Origin of the sequence: Blautia sp. DFI.6.71 (assembly GCF_020593585.1) — a bacterium.
Taxonomy (GTDB): domain Bacteria; phylum Bacillota; class Clostridia; order Lachnospirales; family Lachnospiraceae; genus Blautia_A; species Blautia_A wexlerae.
Genome location: NZ_JAJDMJ010000011.1, coordinates 13,243 through 33,628, shown reverse-complemented (window position 1 = coordinate 33,628; position 20,386 = coordinate 13,243). Strand labels below are relative to the sequence as shown.

The window sequence follows — 20,386 nt, the reverse complement described above, 5'->3', positions numbered from 1 at the left end:
GATTGCAGCGCATGGCGGCTGCAATCTTTTTTTGCGTCCAAAATCAAAGGAACGCGCAACAAATACCGCCTTTCGGTGGGGGTATGGAGTAGATAGCAAGCACAGCAAACGAGTACCCGTTTGCGGAAAATGCTTGTTGGGATAATCCCAAACCCTTATACCGAAAGGCGGTGCGGAAATGGAAAACCGAAAGAGAAATATACAGATGAAGTTTTACGTTACGGAAGAAGAAAAGCGGCTGATCGACGAGAAGATGAAGCAGCTTCCCATGCTCTTTTGCGCGGACTGCGGCAGCGTCATGTATCAGCAGCGTTACCAGACCGATAAGCGGAAACAGGACTGCTATATCTGCGGGAACTACAAAAAGCGCACCCATGACTGCACCGCACATTTTATCCGCACCGACCTTTTGACTGCGGGCGTTCTCTCCAATCTACGGAAAGTGACGAGCTATGCGGCAAAGTATGAAGCCCGGTTTATGAAGCTGCTGATCGAGCAGAACGAGGACGGCGGCAAACGCCGGAACGCCGCCAAGAAAAAGGAACTGGAAGCTGCCGAAAAGCGTATCGGTGAACTTTCCGCTATTTTCAAGCGGCTGTATGAGGACAGCGTAAGCGGTCGCATTTCTGACGAGCGTTTCACGGAGCTTTCGGCAGACTATGAAGCCGAACAGCAGGAATTGAAAGAGCGTGTTGCCAGAATACAGGCGGAGCTTTCCAAAGCACAGGAAGCTACCGTAAACGCAGAAAAGTTTATGAACATTGTCCGCAAGCACATGAACTTTGAAGAACTGACCCACACCCTCTTACGTGAGTTTGTAGAGAAAATCGTTGTGCATGAGTGCAGCTACGATGAAAATGGCACACGCAGACAGGATATTGAGATTTACTATTCTTTCGTCGGCAAGGTGGACTTGCCCGAATGACCGCCTGCCCTATCCGATACCAAAGACAAGTACCGGATAGGAAAGGCAAAATTTTTTACACTTCTATTACTTCTTTATCACACATAAGCAAATGCTCATGGCATTGAAGCGGATACAAACACTATTGTTTGATAGAAATAAGAGAGGTTATTTATAATAAAATGAGCCGCCAGAACTGTAGGGGTGATGCAGTACGGGCGGCTCATTTTCTATCTAAACGGATGTATCCGGAAGTTCCGGCAGTTGATCGGTGAGTTCTTCATATCCGAGAATATCTCCGGCACATGGCATCGATTGCCCTGTTCCCTGCTGTGGTTTCCGGAAGTACAGCCGATACCGATGTCCCTCTAGGAGTTTGATATTCTTTTCCAGTGAGAAGGCGTATTCCTTTCCGTTATCACTGGCAAACCAATATTGCTGGTTTTTCCCGAAGAGTGTCTGTTCCCGTTTCGTGCAGCTTACGTCCAGTGACAGATAAGCATGTGTATGGATCAGGTGGTAGAAACTGAGTGCACGCAGGATGCTGCAGATTCCGATGAGGAGGCTCATGAGGATAAAGAGCCGGTCATGGGTGGCGATCCCGAAGATGCACCCAAAAAGTACACAGAAAAAGCCGATTGCACTGATGGCAACCAGCTTTGTGAAAAATGGTTTTGGCATAAGGTTCCTTCCTTTAACATGTATGAAATGTGATTTGTTTATTCAGGTACAAATTAGCAATAGCCTGCAGCACTGGATACTGGGTATGGTGAATCTGGACATCATCCACAAGTGTTTGGTAAGTTGTCTCCGGTTCTGTGTATAACTCATCCATAATATCCGATTCGTTGTGGATTACTTTTTCCTGCTCCATACTTGTGACAAGCTCAGCGGTCGTGAGGGATACCTTATCAGCCAGCTTCAGAATGGTATCTTCCATCGGTGAAGAGGGTTTCTTCTTTAAATATCTGCCAAACTCTTTTGCACCAATAGTTCCTTCCAGATAAAGCTGAACGCAGCCAAAGAGCCGGATGGGAAAGGTATCCTTCAAGGGAATAATGGTCAGACTGCCGAGAAGGCGATATAAGGCATCCACCCCTGTCAGTCCAATTCCGCTTACAACCAGACCGCGTAAGGAAAGTCGGTTCAGATAGTGTTGGAAGGATAAGCCTTTCGGACCTTCTTTCTGTATCTGGCGCAGGGTATAGGCATCCTGGAGTTCATGGAGCGTCAGAATCTGGAAGGCAAGACAGCTCCAGAGCAGCAGCTCGTCATCCGATAGTCCATATTCTTGTCCATCGTTGATTACAAGAGGAATGGATTTTCCGCCTGTCGTTTTTTGAAATTTTAAGGTTCCGACAGCAGTATAAAGTGTCAGCATAAAAGTTCCCTCCTTCAAGGTTAAGTCAGAAGTGCATAGAGTGCATCATCCTGCTGTAATAGTTTCCGTGCTTTGCTCTGCCATGCCCGTACACGATTGGCTGGTACTTGGTAGTGTTTTGCCAAGTCAAAGCTGGTATATCCCTGCTGTTGCAGATAGAGGGCTACAATTCCCTTCTGAATAGTTGAGGACTGTCCGGTGCCAAGCTGGGTTAAATGCTCAAGAAGCAAGGTCTGGTTTGTGTCCTTTTCCGGGTGAGTTGTTTGTGTATCCTCGTAGGAAAACAAATCACGATAATGGAGATGTTCATCTTCAGATGATGCTTCGTCCAGAGAACAGAGCATGGAGCGGTCACGGGCAATTTTCCGCCAGTAGTCAAAGATGGCATGACGGATGATAGTTTTGGCATAAGGCTGGAATGATCTTCCTTCCTCAAATCCGACAGCCGACCGGCACAAAGCCAGATATCCAATCTGACATAATTCCTGTTGTTCTTCCTCAGTTACATAGGCAGCGGTGCGGGTCATGGAACGAATCATGATCGGAACCAGATCCATGGATTTTTCCACCAGTTGTTTTTGCTTTTTATTTAGTGGTAAGGTCATCATCAATCACCGCCTTTCAGCTGGCTGCCCGGAGGCGGAAGGGAATATGGTTGTTCTTTAAAACATCTGCGGATTCCCGAATGAGCTGGTCGCACATATAGTTGCTGAACTGTCCGATGTGAGCCTGCTTATCTGTCAGACAGAACTTATCTGCCACCCAGCGATATGCTTCCGGTTTGGAAAGGATGCCCTGTTGCCAGATCTGATCGAAAATTCGATGTGCCTGAATCCGCTTTTGACGAAGCTCCCGGTTGGCGAGCGTTCCTTTTGGTATCTTGGTTCCCGGATGTACCCCGACATAGGAATTGCAGGATGGATAGTGGGAGCAGACATAAACCTGTCCGCCATGAGAATGCGTTCCATATACAAAGGATGCATCTCTTAATATTGCTGTTCCGCCGCAGTAAGGGCAGCGGATGATTTTTGGTTTCTTCATCTGTTTTCACCTCGCTTGTACATACACGATACGTAACGTGTACGTGAATAACCAGTACGTACTGTATACTTATATTGTAAGTAAGCAGGTGATGAATTCCCATAGGACGCAAGCGGATACTGATCCCAGATTCGGACTAAATGGCACGAATCCCCATTTTTCAGATGCCGGGATAGAAAATTGCTCGGATGAGCGGGAATAAGCCGCTGTCTGTGAAACGTGGATAATTAACCGGTGTAAAGATGAACTTCTCACAGAAAATCCGTAGCAGGAATAAGCTGATCAGTACCAGACAGAGCAGGTAAGTGTTCCTGCGCCTTCTGGTCCATGGCTTTTTCGGACGGAATTTCACATACAGGACAAAAATCATGGGAATAAATATCAGGTTCGTAAAGACCTGATCGATACATTGGATGATTGAAATTACGTTTAACATAGGCAGTGCCTCCTTTCTTTACATATCCTGTACGTATAAGAGCCTGAAAGTGCAACTTTTTGTTACCAGTCATATTGCTGGTTCTCCTGAAGCCGGAGCAGTGCCGGAATGGGACATGGCTTTAAAGGCAGCTTCTGAGCGGCCAGATAGGGCAGATAAAGCTCTGTAAAAGCAGCAATGCTCATGCTTCCGGTACATTCGGTTGGCTCCGGTATCCGGGGAAACAAAAGCGCTGCATCTGAAAGAGGGAGGATGCAGGGGCTTCCCGTTTCATCCGGATGGAATAAAAAGCCAGAGTTCTCACAGCTTTCCTGTGCGTTACAAGTGCGGCACCAGACGTAGATACAGGAGTGCCAGTTCCCTTCACAGAGGTTCAGAAAATGACGGATGTGCTTGGCATCTGTCTTGCAGTGGGGGTGTTTCATATTCATCACCTACTAAAGAAGCAGGCAGTTCCATGTGGGAGCTGCCTGCAGGAGTCTTCGTTATGAGTTACTGATGTTTCTTTTTGCGTTTGAAGTAAACGATGCCCAGGACACTTGCACCTGCAAGTGCAGCTATGGCGATTCCGGCATACAGGAGAAGCGGCGTCTCATCGCCGGTCTTTACAGGCGGAGCTACCGGAGGCGTCTCCGGTTCTTTCGGAAGCTCCGTCATGTGTACGGTCTGACCTTCATCCTTCAGATCCTCATGGGAAGCAATCTCATGCTCGGTTTTTCCGTCTGTATAGTAGAGCTTTTCAAAGACAACCACATCCTGTCCGGCAAGAGCAGAAGCGTCGAAGGTAAAGGTAACTTCCACAGAGCCGCCAGCTTTTTCTGCTTTAAATTCTGCCTGAGCGGTAACTGGTTTTCCGTCTTTTAACAAAGCCTCTCCGGTTTCCTTATTCATCAGGGTTCCGATGACTTTGTACTCAGATCCAGGCATCAGACCATGATAAGTGACCGTATCTACGATAGTCGCTTCCTTGGAAGCAGAGACATCCTGATCCCCGTCACTGCCGTCTTTGGCTGTGGTTTTGATTTCCGGGAAGTAGATGGTCTGGTTGGCATCTTTGATGTCCGCATGTACCGCTACTTCGTGATCTTCAAAAGTCATTGTTTCAAATGCCACGAGCGTTTTTCCGGAAAGTGCAGAGGCATCAAAGGTAAAGGAAAGCTCTACGCTGCCGTTAGCTTCTTCCGGAGTGAAACTTGTTTCTGCAGTCACAGCTTTGCCATCCACATCGAAAGGTTTTTCGGTTTCCGCATCCATGAGTGTTCCTGTCAGCTTGTACTCTTTGCCTGGGATCAGGTTTTTGTATTCCACAAGGTCTGTAAGCGTCAGTTCTTTTTCCGGTTTTGCATAGTGTGTGCCGGAAGCAGCATCTGTTGCAGTGGTTTTGATTTCCGGGAAGTAAATAGTCTGTCCTTCATCCGCAATGTCTGTGTGTACGGCAACTTCCTTGTCTTTGTAAGCCAGGGATTCAAAGACAACTACTGTTTTCCCTTTTAAGGAGCTGGCATCAAAGGTAAAGGTAACATCTACCGTACCAGCGGATTCTTTTGGCTTGAAGGATGCTTTTGCTGTCACCGGTTTTCCGTCTGCTTCGACTGGTTTCTTTGTTTCTTTATCTATCAGAGTTCCAGTCACTTCATATTTCTGGTTAGGAACCAGCCCCTTAAAGGAAACCGTATCCACCAGCGTGATTTCTTCCTTTGCACAGGAAATATTGGAGTTCGTGTCCGCATCTTTCGCAGTAGTCTTGATTTCCGGGAAATAGATGGTCTGGTCTTCATCGTTGATGTCGGTATGGACTGCAAGCTGCATCTCATCCTGATATAATTCCTCGAAGACAACGGTTGTTTTTCCCTTTAAGGAAGTTGCATCAAAGGTAAAGGTTACTTTGACGGAGCCGGAGGATTTCTTTGCAGTAAATTCAGTTTCAGAAATCACCGGTTTTTCATCCACAAGGATTGGTTCCCCGGTTTTTTTATCCATTAAGGTTCCAGTCAGTTTGTATTTCTGGCCCTTTTTCAGTCCTTCGTATTCCACAACGTCTTCAATGGTCACTTCTTTTGCCGGCTGGCTCATGTGTGTACCGGTCTCGGCATCCAGAGCAGTCGTGCCGATCTCAATGGCATCATCGGTCAGAGTTCCAACCTGTATCAGAACAGAATCCTTATAAACCTTGACTTCAAAGGTTAAAAGATCCATGCCTTTGTTGGAATCACAACGCTGTTCCGCCAGAGTGTAAGTATCGTAAATGAGAGCGCCTTTGGAATCATCCGGTTTGGAGGTGCCGAACCAGATGCCGTCTTCCGAAGACTCACCCCGGTTGGTATTTGCGGTATGTTTGTTCCATTTGGAGGAAGTGCTGGCATAACCGTTGGCATCTGTCACAATCACATGGCTTTCGCCTGTTGTTTTGGAAGTGATCTTAAATGGCACATTTGCCAGACGGTTCTGGCTGCCGTCAGCAATCTTGACAAATTCCAGATCCCCGCGGATGACCTGATTGGAGATGGAATTGTCTTTTGCAGTCAGTTCCACGATTTTTCCCTGTTCTGTGATGTCAAATTCTACAGAGATCTTTCCGCTGTTCAGATAACCGGAAGGTGCAGTTGTTTCATCCACACGGTAATGTCCGAATGGGAGAGCATCTTTTGCAGTTGCAGCAGAACCGGATTTATCGGCAGTAAGTGTAAGGACAACCTGATCTTTCGTGTAGGATGTTCCGTCTACTAATACCGGATTTTCATTTAACGTAGTGATCGCAAAGACAGTACCTTCCAAAGTGGCAGAACCCTGCGGTTTTGCTTCTCCGGTCTCGCTGTCACGTTTCTGGATCTTCACTCCGCCACGGATGACAGATTCTTCTATGGTAGAAGACTGGTATACCGAAACCATTTCCTGCTTACCGTCACCTGTAATTTTCTGTACGAAGACAGTTGGATTGAGCTGGTATCCGGCAGGGGCTTTGCTTTCCTGTACCGTTATGGTACCGAGCGGAAGACAGACGGTCTTGCCATCACTGGTATAGTAAAAGGCATCGCCGCTTACAAAGGAATCTTTGGTAAAATGCATCTTTCCGGAAACATCTGTTTTTAATACCCAGGTACGTGCCGGTTTCTTTCCAGCTTCCGCAGGATCACTGTCAGACTGCTCGGTATAGAACTTGACTGTAAATTCTGCGTTTGCAAGGGAAGCTGCTCCCTGTGGGGAGGCTTTCTTTGTTTCGGCATCCAGCTTTTCAAGCACCAGATTCATGGGATTATTCTGCGGAATATCTGTTACGTTTGCAGCAGAAGTCTGTTCTGCTTTTACGGTGACTTTGTGAGCTTTGGTGTCTACAATGTAGCCTTTGGAAGCAGAGAGCTCTTTTATGGTATAATCGCCTTCCTCCAGTTCGCCGGATCTGGCATACCCGTTTTCATCAGTGGTCAGTTTCTGGATGAGCTTCTCACCCTGATAGATCCCATACACAGCACCCTTTAAGCTGTAATTCGGATTCCCGTCCGATACGCTTCCGTTGGCAGAAGATTTTTTCAGTTCGATCCAGCCGTTTGGAACCTGATACCAGCTTCCGGCAATGGTCTGGCTGCCCTGTCCCGGAACGATGAATGCCCGGAAGCCTTCCGGCGGGTTCGGAAGTCCCTGAATGGCACTGGCTACTTCCAGTGCTTTATCAATATAGGACTGTGGGGCGCCATGGAAAGCTCCGGTGTCAGCGGAATTACCGGCATAGATGTAAGCGACAACCAGATGTCCGATGACATAGCTGTTATCATCACTCCAGCCGCTGAAATATTTATCCTTGACGACTTTATCGTAGCCGTAGCCGCCGTTTAAGTAGTAGAGCGCTTTTCTGAGCGGGGAGTTCTGGCTTAAAAGGTCATAGGAATAGGAACCGGAGGAAGGTGTTTTCTTCAGTGGTTCCACGCAGTAGGCAGTATTGCTCCCGTCAAAGCTCATGCGGGAGGTAAAATAGCTGCCGTAAGGGATATTGGCACCTGCCTTATAGCTGATGGTGCCGTCGGCTGCATGAACCGGAAAACTGCCGGAAAACAATGCGCCGACTGCGACAAGGACTGCCAGCAGCATAGCCAGCGTCCGTCTGGTATAGGATTTGTATGTCTGTAACATAAGTCTCCTCCTTCTTGAAGTTCAAATGAAAAGGGCAGCGTCAGTGCTGCCCAAAGTTACACAGCCTGTTTCTTCTGTTTTGCAAGGATTTCCAGAAGCTCCTGCCGATCTGTGGTAATCAGCTCCTTTTCCAGATTGGAAGCCTTAAATTCCACAGTGATGTTATTGTTGTTGGTTGAGATCAGACCGTTGCCCCGCTGGAAATGGGTGATGTTCATTACTTCTGTTTCCGATAAATGCAGGATAGTCTTCACCCGCTGTGCCTCTTCATCCTCCATGTTCAGGATGATCTTGGTCTTGCAGTTATTGATGATACCCTTGCCGTACTTTCCGTCATCCAGAGCAAAGAAGTCGTTCAGATCCTGTGTGGCAAAGATGCCGGCTCCGGAGTAAGCACGGATGATCTTGGCAATCTCCAGTACGAATTCCGCTGCAAGCCGGTTGCTGGATGCACCGATGAGCTGCCAGACCTCATCGACAAAGATGGCTTTCTCTTCGGTACGGTTTTCCTTCGCTTTATCCCAGACATAATCCAGGGCAACGAACATGCCGACCGTTAAAAGATCGCTGGAACCGGTCAGTTCGGAGATATCCAGTACCGTATATTTATTGGTCAGGTCCACATTGGTCTGCTGGTTAAAGGAAGAAGCAGAACCGTGAACCAGGCGGTTCAGGATATGAGCCAGACGTTTGGTATCCTCGCTTTCCAGCAGGACATTGTAGACATCCTCCAGAATGGGCATCTTTTTGTACTGCTCCGGATGCTGCGGATCTGTCAGGGATTCATTTTTATGTGTAATCCCTTTTCTGGCATAGGTTTTGATTAGGGCTTCATCCAGAAGCTGCTTCTCCTCATGGGACATATCCGGGATCAGCAGACTGAAGAAGATGTGAAGCCTTTGGATCTTGCCTGCCAGTGCGGAGGCATCCAGTGTCGGTCCGTCCAGCAGTTCATTTACAGAATTGTCTACCTTCCGGATTTCCATGATGTTGATACAGTTCTTACTGGCAGGAGAGATCTGGATAAATTCTCCGCCGACATTCCTTGCAGCCCGGTAAAATTCGTGTCCCTTTAGCGGAGCGATGATGAACACCTGGATGCCTTTTCTTCGCATCCTTAGTGCCATGGTCTGCATGGTGAAGGTCTTTCCTGCTCCCGAACAGCCTAAGATACAGATGTTGCTGTTCTTGTACTGCCTGGAATCAAAGATATCCGCAATGACCAGGGAATTGTTATGCTTGTTTACCCCAAAGAGGATTCCGTTATCATCGCAGATACTGTAGCTGACGAAGGGATAGCAGCTTGCCGCCCCGGAAGTCAGTACGTTCCGCTTGGACAGCTTAAAAAGCTTCTTGTCCAGATTTGCCAGCGGCAGAGAGGATAAAAATCCCTGCTCCTGTAAAAAGTAGCAGGAGTGTAAGTTCATATCCTGCGAGATCAGGAGCTTTTTCATTTCCTGAATCCGCCACTGCAGTTCTTCCAACGTGGAAGCAGTAATGGTGATGAGAAGATTCATGTAATAGAAATCTTCGTTGTTGGCAAGTCCCTGCTTCAGAAAATATCCGGAGCGGATGGCAGAATCCAGATCGTCATAATCAGTGTTGGTATCGGACGCATCCTTTAATTTGGAACGGTTGATACGGATCTGCTGACCGAGACGCTGCTGAATCTTGTCCTTTGGCTGTTTCTGGAGAAAGAAATCAATATCAATCCCTTCCCCGGCATTGACAAGGAGTGACAGCCATCCGGGAGTTACCCGGTTTTTGTAGCCGTCAGACGGCACAAGCAGGTAGGAATGGTAAAGCCCATTGATCTGCACATAATGGGAGTGCTTGAAATCCACACTTTCCGGTGCGAGAAACTCGTTGATCCGGATGTGATCCAGTTCCTCCATGCGATTTTCCTTTGTATAGGCGGACAGTACAGTGCTGATCCGGTTCGAAAGCGGAACCTCCGTACAAAGGGTACGGTTTAAAAGGGTGTAGAGAACATCCGTAGTAAATTCATCCTCATTGTCATGGGAGACCACTTCATTCCCGCACTGGTATAGAAAGGTTTTGGCGGTCTGGGAGGCTGTCTCAAGAGCAGCAAGGATTTCCCGTTCCTCTTCCTTTCGGTTTGCGTTGAATGGTTCATATTCAAAGATCAGAAAGAACCGTCTGGATACTGCTTCTCTGGAACTTAAGTTCTGGACAAACTGGATGTAGTCACGCTGCAGTTCCTGACAATGAGGATCGGTTTCCCGCTCCAGCTCCAGCCGGGACTGCTCCAAATGCTTATTGATGTCTGCTTTTTTGGAGATCATCTTGATCTGGAGTTTGACCGGGCTGATCTTTAAGTAGCTGATAAAGCTGTAAATGATGCCCTGCTGTTCTCTGGCACTTCGAAGCAGGAAGTTGATTGGTTCAATCTCCAGGATCTTCACGTACCGTCCGTCTGTGGTATAGACGATCCCGTTTTCGATTTTTTCCACCGGAAGATAATCCTCCAAGGTCTGGTCTTTCTTTCGCTTTTTCCGGGAAACGGGGTTTGCCGTGGCAGATGAGGCGTCCTTCTTGGAAACCACCTTTTTTTTCTGCTCTTTTTTTGCAGCCCGCTTTTCGGAAACTGCCCGTTTTTCTTCCTCCTTTCGTCTCCGGGCTTCCGTTTTTTTCTGTATTTTTATCTGTTTCGCCGCCTCTTTTTTCTGTCGGCTGGCTTCTTTCTGCTCCCACTTCAGATAACGGATATCTTCCTTTGCCTGTTTTTTGATGCCCCGCTTGGTGGAGGTATCAAACTGCCGGTGTTCTTTTTTTTTACTTTTTGGCGGAGCTGGTGCGTCCGGTTCAGACTGTGGGGGAGCCGATGCCATTACTTTGGAAGGCTCTGCCATTTTTTCTGCTTTCCGGTGTTTCTTTGTCTTTGGCTCTTTGAAACGTGGTTTCCTGCGTGGCTTTCCTTCCGGAAGACTGTCGGACCTCCAGATTACCCTGCGGTTCACTACAAAACGCAGGGCATTCATCAAAAAGGCAGTGATGCTCTCCCCGCCGATTCCAATCAGGGCTACCATTGCCGCTGGAAGTGCGGTCATGCAGAGAATGATGATGCGGGCAGTCAGGGACAGCGGCAGGTGGAAAACAGGGATACCGATTGCCAGGGAAAGAACAATGCTTTCTATGGCATTGCGGATGTCAAAAGTTCCGTTTAGGATCTTGCCTTTCTCAATGAAGTTGGAAGGGATAAAGGAAACCGGTGTTTCTTCTGGCTGTGTCATGGCTGCACCTCCTTTTTCGTATCTTTCGCATCTTCGGAAGGCACAGAGGCACTGCCGGATTCTGTGTCCGGAGCTTCCGGGCTGTCAGAAGTATCCGGATACCCGCCTTCCTGCAGGTGTTCAATGTCCTGCGAAGTCAGGGACGGCAGGGAATCATCGGTTTGCTTTTCGTAAACAGTCGTATCTGCAGAGACCTGTACCCCGTCTTCTCCAAATAAAAACACACCCGTCGGGGTGTGGTAGGTAACCGGAAGCGTATCCTGATCGGAAAGTGAAAACATCAGGCAGACGGTTGTTTCGGTAGGGTAGCTGGTTTTTTCCGGCAGGAAGGTGATGCTTGTCTGTTCTTTTTTGACATACTCTTTTAGGTAGACAGGAAACTGCCCTTTGAGAGAAGCAATCTGGCTGTCGGAGAAAAATGCTTTTAAAGCATCAAAATCCAGATATTCCGGCATGGGGGTATCAGAATTTGTTTCTGTTGTTTCCTTTGCCGGTTCCCTGCCTTTGTTTCCGGAAGCTTCTTTTTTCTGGCTTTTCCAGAAACTGGGGAGAACCAGTCCGGCAAGCAGCAGAAACAGCATCAGAAAAATGGAAAGAATCACTTTTGTTCTGTTCATAATGGCTCCTTTATTTTTTGTCGAAGATCCAGTAGGCATTTGCCGTAGCATGGATTTCCGACATCATATCAAATTCACGGTTAATATAGTTCTTTGCGTCACTGTCATTGGGATCATTGACCAGTACCTTGCCGTTTGCCGTAACACCTCGGAGTACGATGAAGTGTCCGCCGCTGGTGAAAAGTCCTGCCCGCTGAGAGGAGATGACCGGACAGCCTTCGGAGAGTGCCTGAAGTACCGTATTGGCATTGCTGGTCTGTGTGACGCTGCCACAGCCGAAATGACTGGCTGCAGCCTGAAAGTAGCTCCAGTAGGTTCCAACTCCCGGCTTGTAATAGGAATTCCCGCACCATGCCACCGCATCCGGAGGGGTAATGGTATTCCCGGTCAGGTAGCTGGCGATCATGGCAAAGCTGGTAGGCCCGCAGCCGGAAGATGCGATGGAGCCGCCGCCATAAGGAATGTTCCCGTAATCGGTCTGGAGATAGTGCGGAATCTGCATTCCGTTTGCCGGATAGCTTCCGCCGGTATTGGTAATCTGATAATACCGGAGAACATGCTCCACATATTCCTTGTCCCCATACCGGTCATAATGCCAGTTCGGACGGGCACACATCATATCCGAATAAGCAATGGCGTTTTCTTTGGTATAACCGCCGTCACGTTCCATTGCCCAGTCGATATAGCCGGAGCCGTAATTGTAACCCTGAAGCGCCAGCTTGATGCGGTCCAGGTCGGTAGGTCCGGTACATCCTGCTTTATCCAGTGCATACTTTAATTCCTGAATCCCACATTCGATGGAATAAGCAGGATCGGTGATGCCGTTGGGGACATGGGGGTATTTCTTATTAAAGCCGCCTTCTGCCGCCTGCATGGGATCGCTTCCACGCCCGCCGCTTTCCTGCATCATGACTGCCATGAGGAGTTCCACATAAGCTTCCATGCCGTATTTCTGTGCGACCTGCTGGATGGTAGCCCGGTAAGCCAGCACCTCATCGCTGACACCTACCGCCATGGCAAGACCGGAAGCGGAGCCGCCAAAGAACATGGTCAGGTTTTCCACATAACTGTCTGCCGTTTTTTTCTGCTTATCGGTCAGATGAAAGACGTGATCTGCAAAGTAGGCATCTCCGGCATAGCTGACCGTGTAGGTATGGCGGGTAAAAGTAACCTTTCTGGGTGGTGCATTTTCCTCTTCCGCCGGAACTTCCACCGTGGCCGTTTCTGAAGTAACGTCATAAGAAAAAAGCCCGTCCTCGTTTTCCCGGATCAGGCTTTTGAGTTTGCTGATATTTATATTTTTATAGTCATCCTGGCTGGCACAAAACTGTGCGATGAGCTGGTTCGCATTTACGATGATACTGGAAGCGTAAGGATCGCTGATAGAGGCAGTATCTCCTTCCGGGAGTCTGGCAATTTCCGCATTGATCTTAGCAAGCAGTGCATCATGGCTTTCCTGAAGCACCTCCACGATTGCCTGATTGGAAGCCCGGATATTTTCACTGATTACCGTGTTGCTGGTCAGTGCTCCGGTATTTTCAGAGAGGTCTCCGAAGACGAGTCCCGGAAGCATGACAAGGAACAGAATGGGAAGCATCAGTACACCGCCGACGGCTGCTCCAGTTTTCGCAAGGGTGCGCCTGTGCCGGAATACTGTACCGATGACAGCAAGAGGACTGCCCATCAAGGCTGTTTTTGGCATGTTACATACGCTCCTTTCGCTGTGGGGCTGGCGGCAGTTTCTGGACAATGGATTCATTGTAGGCTACTTTGCCGCTGCCGGAAGTATATGGTGTTTTTTCGACCGTATCCTGTGCATACTGCTTGTACCAGGTGGAACCATCCACGGACTGTACCGTAGAGTAGGAGCCCTGAGTAGGAGCTGCATACTGGTCGGCATGGTACAGGGCAAAATCCCGGTTTCCGGAGCTTCCGGTTTCGGTACCGGTGATCCTTCCGCCACCGATTTCTACATTATCATAGGAAGAACCGCCGCCCGGATTGATGCCCATATAGGAAGTAAAGGCTTTCTGTGCGTCTGCTCCCTTGATGGAACCTACCTGACCGTAATTTCCCTGTGCAATGTTGCTGATGACCTGATTGGCAAAGTCTCCGCCTTTGTTCAGGGATGACTGGTAGAGCATGTTTCCGATACTGCTGTGTTCGGTATAACCGGTTGCGGAATTGACCGCTTCCCTTTGTACCTGTCTTCCCACTGCTCCGGCAAGCCCGCCGGATAGGAAGCTTCCTGCGACAGCCGCACTTCCGGGAGAAGAGGCTTTGCGGTAGCCGCCACCACCATGGGAACGCATGGAACCGGTCAGGCTCCGTCCTGCAATCAGAAGTTCAGCCATCATGTTTCCTCCGGTATTGCCGACATTGATGCCAAGCGATGCCAGAAAAGAATCAATTTTCTGGGATACCTTTAAAAAGGCAATGGCACACAGGAACCAGACGAAGACATTTCCGGTTACCGCCTCCTTTCCCTGACTGGCAACTGCCGCTTCCACGTCTGCTTCCGTAAGCTCCGCTGCAAAGACCGGCATGGAGCAAAACAGTACCAGACAGGCAGTTAATACCAGGAATGGTATGAGTTTCTTTCTAAGTTTCATTTTGGTCCTCCTTTCTTATAGGGATAACGGATTGGCAAGGAAGGTGCCGACCATAGAAGTAAACAGCCGCAGGCACCACGCATTCATCAGCAGCAAAAAGAACTGGCCGCCAAGCATCCGGCACCAGCTTTTGAAGATATTTCCAGTTGACTGGCTGGCACCCATGGAAAAAGCTGCCGGGGCTGTGTAGACCAGTACCCCCAGAAGAATATAACGTTCTGCCGCTTCAAAGAGCAGCTTGATGTAGTTCCACGCCAGAATCAGTACCAGAATCAGTGCAATGATGGCTACCGCCCCATTTGCACAGACTCCTAGGATGACTGTGACTACGGAGTTAAAATCCGCAAATTTTAAAGGCGGCAGGTCTTCCGTCAAAATCCAGTTGTACGGTGTTCCTGAAATATTCAGGAGCAGATCCACAATATCTTTCGCATAGAAGGTGAGAAAGATAAAGAGGAAGGAACGGATGGACAGCTTAATGGGATCTTCCGCTTCGATACCGGCTCCCATAAAGTAATTTTTAAAGAGCTGCCATACCCAGTTTAAGAGGATCAGCCCGATGCCCAGTGCCAGAAAGACCTGATACATGGTCTCGGCTGCAGGAAAGTAGCGAAGAAACGTATCCATGGAACAGCCCAGAGCACCGAGGACTGAAGTGGTGATCAGATCCAGAATGTTCATGACCTGTTCGGCAATCCATTCCACGATTCCGTCAAGTATTCCCATAGTGGCATCTCCTTTCGTCTATCCGTTCCATTTTCCGCCTGCAAAGAACGGGGTGATGTAAGCCATGATAAAGCCAAGCCCGTTTAAGATCGCCCAGGTAATGACGATACGCTTGAGCCATGCACGTGATTCGTCCACGGTTTTTCCGCTTTTGGAAAAATTCATCATCAGAAGGGCAACCGATGCCGTTACGACTGCAGCAATGGTGGAAATGAGGATAATCTGGTTATAGACATCCTTCATGATCTCATTGGCTTTGGTCCAGATGGTAGCGGCAAAAACCGGCTGTGTATATCCGCAGAGGACTGTGACAGCCAGAAATGCAGCATACAGGCATCTGCCATAATTGACATGCCGTTTTGTGTCCGGCGGAGCGTTTTTCAGTTTGTGTTTCACGTAAAAGTACCTCCTTTTTATAAGAGCGGCAGGAGAATTACCTCCCCTGCCTTTGCTTATGGTTTTCCTGCCTCAAGAAAGGACGCAGCCCGGTCAATGCAGGCTGCGTCCTAAATCAAAGTATGAAATTGTAAAGATCCTCCTATCTTACAGAAAAAACGCAGCTTATTTGCCGCAGGAGAGGCTTCCCATACGGCAGTGCTGCGTTTCGTTCTGCATATAATTTTGACAATATCAATTTTAACATGGGTAAATTACCGCTACAATCGCAGGACTGTGCCAGTTACAGACGATGGAGTGCCAAAAATGTGACCAACGCTAAAAGCGTTATAAATGCAATCCTTATGGATACTGTAAGCGTGATTTGCAACCAATTATACTGGATTTACATGACTAATGCTTTAAGCGTTAGTGAATACTGGAAGGAGGAGGTGTGCGTGTGAAAGGAATGGGAAAGGCAATCCGCAGGTACAGGGAAGAGGCAGGAATTACGCAGGAGAGACTGGCTGAACTGGTGGATATCAGTACCAACCATCTGGGTGCGATTGAGCGGGAAGTGAAAACACCTACGATGGAAACATTTGTAAAGCTGTTGAATGTATTAGGTGCGGAACCGAATGAAGTGCTGAAGGAAGTGATTCCTCTTACCAGAATGGAACATACTTCTGTAGTGGAAGGAAAGCTGGAAAGGCTCACACCGAAGAAGCAGGAAAGCGTGCTTCGGATGCTGGATGTGATAATTGAAGAGATGATGAAATAGAAGCTGTCTGCGAAATTGCCGCAGGCAGTTTTTTTGAAAGCTGTATATGCAATAAAACACATAAAAATATGCGATTTATGATGAAAGTGATTGCAAGATTTGATATAGTAATCCTAAAAGCATTATAAAACTAATTCTTAAAGGATGACTATAATATGAAAAAGGGATATGTGGGATTATTGGCATGTGCGTCAGGAATTCTGATCGGACTGGGAATCAGCCGGCTGGATCTGACAGGTTATCTTGAAAAAACACAGGAGCAGGAATATCACCCGGTAGAAAGAAAGGTGCCTGAATCAGTAGAAAGCAAGCTGAAAGATCCAAAACAGTGCTGGCTGTGTGGAAGCGATGAACGGAGTATGATGGATTATTTCCGGAAGTTTGACGATCTGGGAGTGATCTGTACCAATCACTGGTATGTGATGGATATGCATATCCGGAATCATGATGAGGACGGGAATCTTACCGGCCCGCAGGGAAACGGGCATATGGGTTATACCGGGACAGGAGAAGGCGGCTGCTTTTTCCATACGGAGCAGATGTCGGATTACGGGATTTCCGAAGTATCGGTGGATTACGGGGAAGATAGTATCTTCGATGTGAAAAAAGTACAGAACCATCTGTGTCAGGAATGCCTGGATAAGCTGGTGGAAAGCATGGAGGTATTCTGTGAGGAAACGCAAAAACCCAAGCCCCGTGATCTGGTACTGGTGGATTTTCAGACATTGGAGCTGTACGCCATTCAGGAGCATAATGCGGGATACTTTATCCGGGATTATTATGTGGAAATTGAGTCGGAGGAAGATGGGGTGGAAGTAAAGGCATTTTACTGCCCGAAGCTTAATAACGGGAAAAAGGATGGAGAATAAATTGAGGTTTGCATTGGTGAGGAGTATAATGTAAGTACGTGTTATGTATTGGAAAAACTTGAATTTAGCAGAAAGAAGGATTGTTATGAAATTTATCAATACTAGAAAATTCACATGGATAATTTGTATAATAGGATTTTTGCTTGCTCTTGTAAGTATATTTTTCTTACCGAGTATTATTCCAGTACATTTTGCAAATGGGATTGCGGATGATTATGGAAGAAAAATACAAATATTTTTATTTCCTATATTACAAGTGCTTATCACTTTTTTGACTGGACGAGAAAAAGTAAAATATTGCCTGACACATTCAAAAACTTTCTTAACGGACATTCAGTTTAATTGGATGATAGATGGTGTACTTTTATTGGTAATGTTTGCAGAAATATGGGTTATCTATGCTTCATTTGCATAGAAATACTTGCATAACAATTTACATTTGATTGAGCAGATAAAAATGATTTGAGATGGTAGCAATGAAAAAGCGATTGGGAATCATAGCCGGAATTTTAGGAATTGTATTGGCAGTCATTGGCATTGTACTGAAGCAGAAAGAAAACACAGCCGTTTCTGTTATTGGTGGTGCGGATGGCCCGACTTCTATTTTCATAGCAGGGAAGTTAAATGGTGATAATTTTATTTTTATGATTGTAGTTGGAATTATTTTATTGATTTTGGCAGGAGTTATTTTTTACAAACGTAAGCATTAAGTTACAGTTTTTTAGACTGTGTATGGCGGAAGAACCGGGAAAGTGTAGATATATCATGGGGATTTTGGAAAAAAATAAAAAAAGTAAGGGTACAGCGTTTGTCTATGATGAGAATAATGATTACTATAAGATGGAAATAAACGGGATTGAATTTGTCTGTGACAGTATACATTCCGATTATGAGAAGCATGCAGTTGAACTGGCACAGGCGTATGAGAAAAGGCTGCCGGATATCGTGGATTATCTTATGCCGGATATAAAGGAGATGTTTGGAATTACAAATCCAGATGTAATAGCAAACTCACTAGGAAAGCCGAGTATAGATTTGGATAGAGGAACACTGACTTATCTGGAGCACACAATGGACAGCCTACATATTATTGAAATGGAATTTGACGGTATCTTCACGGCATTCTATAACTCCTGTATTGATGGATAGGACTTTAGTAACATAGAGCTGCAGTTGTCTACAGCTTTTATCCAGACTTCGGATGTTACAGAGAAGCAATCAGAAATGGATTGATCGATTTCTGAAGCAGTATCCGGTGAAATCCTTGAACATATGAAGGAAAAGTATGTATGTTAATTTTATTTTTATTGTAGACAAAAGATAGGACTGATATGATAAAAGAACAGGTTATTACAAATAGAGGTGGAGTATTTGATGCAGAAAATATTATTACTGGAGGATGACTTGAATCTAAATCGGGGAATTGCCCTGTTACTTTCACGGGAAGGGTATGAGGTTCGTCAGGTTTATACAATAAAGGAAGCAAAAGAAGCATTTCAAAAAGGAGATTATGCTCTTGTTATCAGCGATATTACATTGCCGGATGGTACAGGACTGGATTTTGGAAGGATGGTACGTGCAGGTGGAGATACATATCTTATCTATCTTACGGCTTTGGATCAGGAAATAGATATTGTAAATGGTTATGATACAGGGGCAGATGATTATATTACCAAACCATTTTCACTGATGGCTTTGGTGTCGAAGGTGAACGCATTGATGAGACGGCTTTCTAAGGTACAGGCACAGATTATGTCTTCCGGAGAGATTACGGTGCATATGAAAACGATGCAGGTGTATAAAGGGGATGAACCAGTTACTTTAAGTAAGAAAGAATTCTCTCTGTTGCTGTATCTCTGGGAGAATGCAGGACAGATTGTTTCAAAAGAAAGTATCCTGGAGCATGTATGGGATATAGACGGTCAATTTGTCGATGATAATACGGTTACTGTCAATATAAGCAGACTGAAGAATAAACTTGGAACAGAAGAGATAGCGAATGTGAGAGGACTGGGATATATATGGACCGGAAAGGTAAACAAAAATTAAAACGGTATTTTATCGTATATGTAATCTTTGCAGTATTTTTTACAGTAGGAATGTATCTGATAACAAAGTATGAGGAAAATGCGAAAGCAACGCAGATAGCACTGCTCCTTGCAGAACATCCTGAACTGGAAGGGGAAATAGTTGCAATCTGGGAAAAGTCAGGAACAGTAGATTTTATAAGAGACCGGGACGATCAGAAGATAGAAAGAGTCGTACAGATGCTGGAAGAAACTTATGGTTATCACTCAGGGAGTGGATCTTCAGATGTGGTTATAAGGATTATCTGGGGAATTGGATTACTAGTGGGAGTCATAGTATGTAGCCTGTTCTTGTACCTGGACCGAAGAAAAAACTGGAGCAGATACGGTGATGAGGAACAATTACAGCAATTATATGAATGTCTGCAGGAATTCAGAAAAGGAAAATTCCAAACATATCCTGAAGAAACATCAGAATCGGAACAATGGTTAAAGGTGTGGGAATCTGTAAAGGAGCTGGGGCAATATTTCGAAGATTTGAAGGAACGTCTGGAGCAGGAAGAAAATGGTACGAAGAGTCTGATTACAGATATTTCCCATCAGTTGAAGACTCCGCTTGCATCACTCCGGATGAGTCATGAGCTGGTGGCAGAAAATCGGGTTACAGGAGAAGAACAGAGGGAGTTTCTGGAGCAGGAATCACAGGAACTTACCAAACTGGAACAGCTCTTGAATGAACTGGTAAATCTTTCAAGGCTGGAAACACATATGATCCAGATACATTCGCTTCATGAAAGCCTGAAGAAAACGCTAACAGAGGCTGTCAGTCAGATTTATATGAAGGCAAGAGGAAAAGATATTTCCATTCAGGTGGAGATGGATGATGATATAGTTGTGAACCATGATTCAAAATGGACGGTAGAAGCATTAACGAATATCCTTGAGAATGCAGTCAAATATTCACCGGAACATACAACGATTACAGTGAGGACGCAGGAGCTAGCAAGCAATGTGCTTATTGAAGTAGAAGATGAAGGAATGGGCATTCCTGCGGAGGAACTGCATAAGATCTATCAGAGATTTTACCGGGGAAGGAAAGCAAAGGAACAGGTAAAAGACGGAGCGGGTGTCGGTCTGTATCTTGCCAGAAAGATCATAGAAGAACAGGGGGGGGACAATAGCAGCCAAAAGAAAGGCTGAGAAAGGTATGATATTTAAAGTGACACTGCCGCTCATAA

Annotated in this window: 20 protein-coding genes and 1 pseudogene; 8 read left to right on the top strand and 13 right to left on the bottom strand. The window is 46.5% G+C overall.

Going from position 1 to position 20,386, the window contains the following annotated elements; genetic code table 11:
- Positions 1-268: 268 nt before the first annotated feature.
- A pseudogene (locus LJE12_RS06915) lies at positions 269-925 on the top strand (DUF4368 domain-containing protein); the annotation flags it as partial.
- Positions 926-1,138: 213 nt separating this feature from the next.
- Here LJE12_RS06915 and LJE12_RS06910 read toward each other — a convergent pair.
- The 13 genes from LJE12_RS06910 to LJE12_RS06850 all read right to left on the bottom strand — a co-directional run bounded on the left by LJE12_RS06910 (position 1,139) and on the right by LJE12_RS06850 (position 15,492).
- A complete protein-coding gene (locus LJE12_RS06910; RefSeq protein WP_005333500.1) occupies positions 1,139-1,585 on the bottom strand; it encodes a hypothetical protein in 447 nt (148 codons plus the stop codon).
- Positions 1,586-1,598: 13 nt separating this feature from the next.
- The gene (locus tag LJE12_RS06905; protein ID WP_005333502.1) at positions 1,599-2,285 is read right to left on the bottom strand and encodes a hypothetical protein; all 687 of its coding nucleotides are present in this window, start codon (positions 2,283-2,285) and stop codon (positions 1,599-1,601) included.
- 20 nt (positions 2,286-2,305) lie between these two features.
- A complete protein-coding gene (locus tag LJE12_RS06900) occupies positions 2,306-2,893 on the bottom strand; it encodes a sigma-70 family RNA polymerase sigma factor (protein ID WP_005333504.1) in 588 nt (195 codons plus the stop codon).
- Positions 2,894-2,906: 13 nt separating this feature from the next.
- Positions 2,907-3,326, bottom strand: coding sequence for a DUF3268 family zinc-finger domain-containing protein (locus LJE12_RS06895; RefSeq protein ID WP_005333505.1), 420 nt, complete (start codon positions 3,324-3,326; stop codon positions 2,907-2,909).
- Positions 3,327-3,486: 160 nt separating this feature from the next.
- Positions 3,487-3,762, bottom strand: a complete 276-nt coding sequence (locus LJE12_RS06890; protein ID WP_008373818.1) for a hypothetical protein — start codon at positions 3,760-3,762, stop codon at positions 3,487-3,489.
- 62 nt (positions 3,763-3,824) lie between these two features.
- The gene (locus tag LJE12_RS06885; protein WP_040015509.1) at positions 3,825-4,187 is read right to left on the bottom strand and encodes a hypothetical protein; all 363 of its coding nucleotides are present in this window, start codon (positions 4,185-4,187) and stop codon (positions 3,825-3,827) included.
- Between the two features lie 67 nt (positions 4,188-4,254).
- Positions 4,255-7,887: a VaFE repeat-containing surface-anchored protein gene (locus LJE12_RS06880; protein WP_023921579.1), complete on the bottom strand. Its 3,633-nt coding sequence runs from the start codon at positions 7,885-7,887 to the stop codon at positions 4,255-4,257.
- A gap of 56 nt (positions 7,888-7,943) precedes the next feature.
- Positions 7,944-11,141: a TraG/VirB4 family ATPase gene (locus tag LJE12_RS06875; protein WP_227226831.1), complete on the bottom strand. Its 3,198-nt coding sequence runs from the start codon at positions 11,139-11,141 to the stop codon at positions 7,944-7,946.
- Entirely contained in the window at positions 11,138-11,758 is a 621-nt protein-coding gene (locus LJE12_RS06870) for a DUF5038 domain-containing protein (protein WP_023921583.1), read from the bottom strand. Before LJE12_RS06870 ends, LJE12_RS06875 begins: the two co-directional genes overlap by 4 nt.
- Before the next feature lie 10 nt (positions 11,759-11,768).
- Positions 11,769-13,460, bottom strand: a complete 1,692-nt coding sequence (locus LJE12_RS06865; protein WP_005333517.1) for a lysozyme family protein — start codon at positions 13,458-13,460, stop codon at positions 11,769-11,771.
- Position 13,461: 1 nt separating this feature from the next.
- Positions 13,462-14,370 (bottom strand): hypothetical protein, encoded by a 909-nt coding sequence (locus LJE12_RS06860; protein ID WP_227226830.1) that lies wholly within the window; start codon positions 14,368-14,370, stop codon positions 13,462-13,464.
- A gap of 15 nt (positions 14,371-14,385) precedes the next feature.
- The gene (locus LJE12_RS06855) at positions 14,386-15,096 is read right to left on the bottom strand and encodes a hypothetical protein (RefSeq protein WP_227226829.1); all 711 of its coding nucleotides are present in this window, start codon (positions 15,094-15,096) and stop codon (positions 14,386-14,388) included.
- A gap of 18 nt (positions 15,097-15,114) precedes the next feature.
- Positions 15,115-15,492: a hypothetical protein gene (locus LJE12_RS06850; RefSeq protein WP_005333524.1), complete on the bottom strand. Its 378-nt coding sequence runs from the start codon at positions 15,490-15,492 to the stop codon at positions 15,115-15,117.
- 448 nt (positions 15,493-15,940) lie between these two features.
- Between LJE12_RS06850 and LJE12_RS06845 the strand changes: the two genes are divergently transcribed.
- From LJE12_RS06845 to LJE12_RS06815, 7 genes are all read left to right on the top strand, one after another.
- The gene (locus LJE12_RS06845) at positions 15,941-16,252 is read left to right on the top strand and encodes a helix-turn-helix domain-containing protein (protein WP_179960461.1); all 312 of its coding nucleotides are present in this window, start codon (positions 15,941-15,943) and stop codon (positions 16,250-16,252) included.
- A 155-nt stretch (positions 16,253-16,407) separates the two neighbouring features.
- Positions 16,408-17,121 carry a hypothetical protein gene (locus tag LJE12_RS06840; protein ID WP_005333529.1) on the top strand — a complete coding sequence of 238 codons (714 nt, stop codon included), beginning with the start codon at positions 16,408-16,410 and terminating at the stop codon, positions 17,119-17,121.
- A gap of 85 nt (positions 17,122-17,206) precedes the next feature.
- Entirely contained in the window at positions 17,207-17,536 is a 330-nt protein-coding gene (locus LJE12_RS06835) for a DUF1648 domain-containing protein (RefSeq protein ID WP_022415592.1), read from the top strand.
- A 61-nt stretch (positions 17,537-17,597) separates the two neighbouring features.
- Positions 17,598-17,831 (top strand): LPXTG cell wall anchor domain-containing protein, encoded by a 234-nt coding sequence (locus LJE12_RS06830; RefSeq protein WP_005333531.1) that lies wholly within the window; start codon positions 17,598-17,600, stop codon positions 17,829-17,831.
- A gap of 55 nt (positions 17,832-17,886) precedes the next feature.
- The gene (locus LJE12_RS06825; protein ID WP_226850873.1) at positions 17,887-18,270 is read left to right on the top strand and encodes a hypothetical protein; all 384 of its coding nucleotides are present in this window, start codon (positions 17,887-17,889) and stop codon (positions 18,268-18,270) included.
- 225 nt (positions 18,271-18,495) lie between these two features.
- Positions 18,496-19,170 carry a response regulator transcription factor gene (locus LJE12_RS06820; RefSeq protein WP_005333533.1) on the top strand — a complete coding sequence of 225 codons (675 nt, stop codon included), beginning with the start codon at positions 18,496-18,498 and terminating at the stop codon, positions 19,168-19,170.
- A complete protein-coding gene (locus LJE12_RS06815; RefSeq protein WP_227226828.1) occupies positions 19,143-20,348 on the top strand; it encodes a sensor histidine kinase in 1,206 nt (401 codons plus the stop codon). The genes LJE12_RS06820 and LJE12_RS06815 overlap by 28 nt, the downstream gene beginning before the upstream one ends.
- Positions 20,349-20,386 lie beyond the last annotated feature (38 nt).

Excerpts from the sequence above, each read along its gene's own strand:
- LJE12_RS06815 (WP_227226828.1), top strand. The coding sequence starts at position 19,143 with ATGGACCGGAAAGGTAAACAAAAATTAAAACGGTATTTTATCGTATAT.
- LJE12_RS06900 (WP_005333504.1), bottom strand. The coding sequence starts at position 2,893 with ATGATGACCTTACCACTAAATAAAAAGCAAAAACAACTGGTGGAAAAA.
- LJE12_RS06835 (WP_022415592.1), top strand. The coding sequence starts at position 17,207 with ATGAAATTTATCAATACTAGAAAATTCACATGGATAATTTGTATAATA.
- LJE12_RS06875 (WP_227226831.1), bottom strand. The coding sequence starts at position 11,141 with ATGACACAGCCAGAAGAAACACCGGTTTCCTTTATCCCTTCCAACTTC.
- LJE12_RS06905 (WP_005333502.1), bottom strand. The coding sequence starts at position 2,285 with ATGCTGACACTTTATACTGCTGTCGGAACCTTAAAATTTCAAAAAACG.
- LJE12_RS06885 (WP_040015509.1), bottom strand. The coding sequence starts at position 4,187 with ATGAAACACCCCCACTGCAAGACAGATGCCAAGCACATCCGTCATTTT.
- LJE12_RS06860 (WP_227226830.1), bottom strand. The coding sequence starts at position 14,370 with ATGAAACTTAGAAAGAAACTCATACCATTCCTGGTATTAACTGCCTGT.
- LJE12_RS06895 (WP_005333505.1), bottom strand. The coding sequence starts at position 3,326 with ATGAAGAAACCAAAAATCATCCGCTGCCCTTACTGCGGCGGAACAGCA.
- LJE12_RS06865 (WP_005333517.1), bottom strand. The coding sequence starts at position 13,460 with ATGCCAAAAACAGCCTTGATGGGCAGTCCTCTTGCTGTCATCGGTACA.
- LJE12_RS06840 (WP_005333529.1), top strand. The coding sequence starts at position 16,408 with ATGAAAAAGGGATATGTGGGATTATTGGCATGTGCGTCAGGAATTCTG.
- LJE12_RS06910 (WP_005333500.1), bottom strand. The coding sequence starts at position 1,585 with ATGCCAAAACCATTTTTCACAAAGCTGGTTGCCATCAGTGCAATCGGC.
- LJE12_RS06830 (WP_005333531.1), top strand. The coding sequence starts at position 17,598 with ATGAAAAAGCGATTGGGAATCATAGCCGGAATTTTAGGAATTGTATTG.
- LJE12_RS06825 (WP_226850873.1), top strand. The coding sequence starts at position 17,887 with ATGGGGATTTTGGAAAAAAATAAAAAAAGTAAGGGTACAGCGTTTGTC.
- LJE12_RS06845 (WP_179960461.1), top strand. The coding sequence starts at position 15,941 with ATGGGAAAGGCAATCCGCAGGTACAGGGAAGAGGCAGGAATTACGCAG.
- LJE12_RS06820 (WP_005333533.1), top strand. The coding sequence starts at position 18,496 with ATGCAGAAAATATTATTACTGGAGGATGACTTGAATCTAAATCGGGGA.
- LJE12_RS06890 (WP_008373818.1), bottom strand. The coding sequence starts at position 3,762 with ATGTTAAACGTAATTTCAATCATCCAATGTATCGATCAGGTCTTTACG.
- LJE12_RS06870 (WP_023921583.1), bottom strand. The coding sequence starts at position 11,758 with ATGAACAGAACAAAAGTGATTCTTTCCATTTTTCTGATGCTGTTTCTG.
- LJE12_RS06855 (WP_227226829.1), bottom strand. The coding sequence starts at position 15,096 with ATGGGAATACTTGACGGAATCGTGGAATGGATTGCCGAACAGGTCATG.
- LJE12_RS06880 (WP_023921579.1), bottom strand. The coding sequence starts at position 7,887 with ATGTTACAGACATACAAATCCTATACCAGACGGACGCTGGCTATGCTG.